A 2,937-nucleotide genomic window follows, 5' to 3' on the forward strand; every position below is an offset into this window, starting at 1 on the left:
ATGGCTTGCCGACGCAGATGCGCAGGCCGTGTGTGACGCCGTGCATGCTGGCGGGCACGCCATTTATTTTGTAGGCGGATGTGTTCGAAATGCACTGTTGGGCTTGCCCGATAGCGATGTGGACATGTCCACCGATGCATTACCCGAACGGGTGATGGCGCTGGCCAAGCGCGCTGGGCTGAAAGTTGTGCCCACCGGTGTTGAACATGGCACAGTGACGGTTGTCAGCGGTGGCAAGGGGTTCGAAGTCACGACCTTTCGCCGCGATGTTGAAACCGACGGGCGCCGCGCGATTGTTGCGTTTTCAAGCAGTATTGACGATGATGCACGCCGTCGTGATTTTACGATGAATGCGCTTTATGCAGATGCGCAGGGGCGGGTGATTGATCCGCTCGAGGGCTTGCCGGATCTGCGCGCCCGTCGCGTGCGGTTCATCGAAGACGCCGACGCGCGCATTCGCGAGGATTACCTGCGGACCCTGCGCTATTTCCGGTTTCATGCGTGGTACGCGGACCCGGCAAACGGCTTTGATCCGGATGCATTGTCAGCGATAGCATCAAATACCGACGGGTTAGAGACACTTTCTGCTGAACGTGTCGGTGCCGAGATGCGGAAATTACTGTGCGCCCCTGATCCAGCGCCTGCCCTTGCCGCAATGCGGCAGACCGGGGTTTTGGGTACAATATTACCGGGGTCGGATGATCGCTGGATGGCGATGCTGGTGCACTTCGAAGGACTTTTGGGGCTACAGGCAAATTGGATCTGGCGTTTGGCCGCTCTTGGGGGGGAAGATACGGCAAACCGGCTTCGCCTGAGCAAAGCGGATACAAGGATGTTTGAGAACATCAGAAGTGCTGCTTTTGAGGGGAAATCCCTTTCTGAAATTGCCTATCGGCATGGGGTGGAAATAGCACAGGGTGCCATGTTACTGCGGGCGTGCTTGGCTGAAAGCCCGCCAGAAACATCTGTATTAGAGACGATAAATAGTGCGATCCAAGCCAAGTTTCCGGTTCGTGCCAAAGACCTTATACACGCCTATCAAGGTCCCGCACTTGGTGCACGGCTTGCGCAACTGGAAGCCGCATGGATTGCATCAAATTTCCACGCCACGCAGGAAACATTACTGGACATGCCTGACACCTGAAAGTGGTCTGTTGGGCGACACGCTTTTATGAACTGCAAATGACACTTAGATAGGTTCTTATGTTTCGCTTTTTCGAAAACCTGGTCGACCCTTATGAGGATTACCCCGAACAGGACACCCCGCCGACAGGTCTGTGGCCGTTCTTTCGCGAATACAGCAAGCCCTTCAAAAAGGTGTTTATCCTGACGGGGGTGATGTCGCTGGTCGTGGCGTTCGTTGAGATCGGGTTGATTTACTACATGGGGCGGTTGGTTGACCTGCTTGGTGGGTCGCCTGCCGATGTTTGGCAAACCTACGGGACCGAATTTATCTTGGTCGCACTGTTTATTCTAATCCTGCGGCCTGCGTTTCAGGCGTTGGATGTGCTGCTGTTGAACAATGCGATCATGCCGAACTATGGCACGCTGTTTCGCTGGCGGGCCCATCGACAAGTCTTGCGGCAATCTGTTGGCTGGTTCGAGGACGACTTTGCCGGTCGGATTGCCAACCGGATCATGCAAACGCCACCCGCCGCAGGCGAGGTTGTTTTTCAGGTATTTGATGCGATTTCCTATTCGCTTGCCTACCTGATCGGTGCCGCCATTTTGCTCAGTACATCTGATTGGCGTTTGTTAGTGCCGCTTTTAGTGTGGTTTGGTCTGTACAGCCTTTTGATGAAATGGATGATCAAGCGGGTCGGCGTGGCCTCCAAGGCGTCCTCTGATGCGCGGTCCGAGGTGACGGGCCGTGTCGTCGACAGCTATACGAATATTCATTCGGTCAAGATGTTCGCCCATCATGACAGCGAGATTGAATATGCCCGCACGGCCATTGAAAAGGCGCGGAGCACGTTCCAGAAAGAGATGCGCATTTTCACCACTATGGATGTGGCATTGGTGGTGTTGAACGGCTTTTTGATCGTTGGCGTCGTGGGGTGGGCGTTCTTTTTATGGACGTCCGGCCATGCCACGGTCGGTGCCGTTACGGCGGCCGCTGCCCTGACGTTGCGGCTGAATTCCATGACCGCTTGGGTCATGTGGGCGTTATCGACGTTCTTTCAGCAACTGGGCGTCGTCGCCGAAGGTATGGAGACGATAGCCCAGCCGATCACCTTGATTGATGATGCAAACGCCAAACCCTTAAAGTTGACCGAGGGGCAGATCGAAATGCAGGGGCTGACGCATCATTACGGACGGGCCGCAGGCGGATTGGAGCAGGTTAACGTGACCGTGCGCCCCGGTGAAAAGATCGGTTTGATTGGGCGGTCAGGGGCGGGAAAATCGAGCCTGGTAAAGCTTCTTTTGCGGTTTTATGACCCCGAAGGCGGACGTATTTTGATCGACGGTCAGGACATCACCAAGCTGCGCCAAGACAGCTTGCGTCAGCATATTGGTATGGTCCAACAAGACAGCGCGCTTTTGCACCGGTCCATCCGTGAAAACATCTTGTATGGCCGCCCCGACGCGACCGAGCCCGAGGTGATCGCGGCGGCAAAGCAGGCGCAGGCCCACGGGTTTATCACGGATCTGGCCGACCCCGATGGCAGGTCGGGCTATGACGCACAGGTTGGCGAACGTGGCGTCAAGCTGTCTGGCGGCCAACGCCAGCGCATCGCGCTTGCGCGTGTGATCCTGAAGAATGCGCCGATCTTGGTGTTGGACGAGGCGACAAGCGCGTTGGACAGCGAAGTCGAAGCCGCCATTCAGGAGACGCTGTATGGCATGATGGCGGGCAAGACAGTAATCGCCATCGCGCACCGCTTGTCCACGATCGCTGAAATGGACCGGATTCTGGTGATGGATCAGGGCCAAATC

Annotated in this window: 2 protein-coding genes; both read left to right on the forward strand. The window is 56.2% G+C overall.

Translation table 11 applies throughout. From position 1 onward, the window contains the following. A partial coding sequence (locus ABYT07_RS20175) for a CCA tRNA nucleotidyltransferase (protein WP_372993798.1) occupies positions 1 to 1,144 on the forward strand: 1,144 nt, incomplete at its 5' end. A 59-nt stretch (positions 1,145 to 1,203) separates the two neighbouring features. Continuing rightward, a partial coding sequence (locus ABYT07_RS20180; protein WP_372993799.1) for an ABC transporter ATP-binding protein occupies positions 1,204 to 2,937 on the forward strand: 1,734 nt, incomplete at its 3' end.

It is taken from the genome of Sulfitobacter sp., from assembly GCF_041552635.1.
Taxonomy (GTDB): Bacteria; Pseudomonadota; Alphaproteobacteria; order Rhodobacterales; family Rhodobacteraceae; genus Sulfitobacter.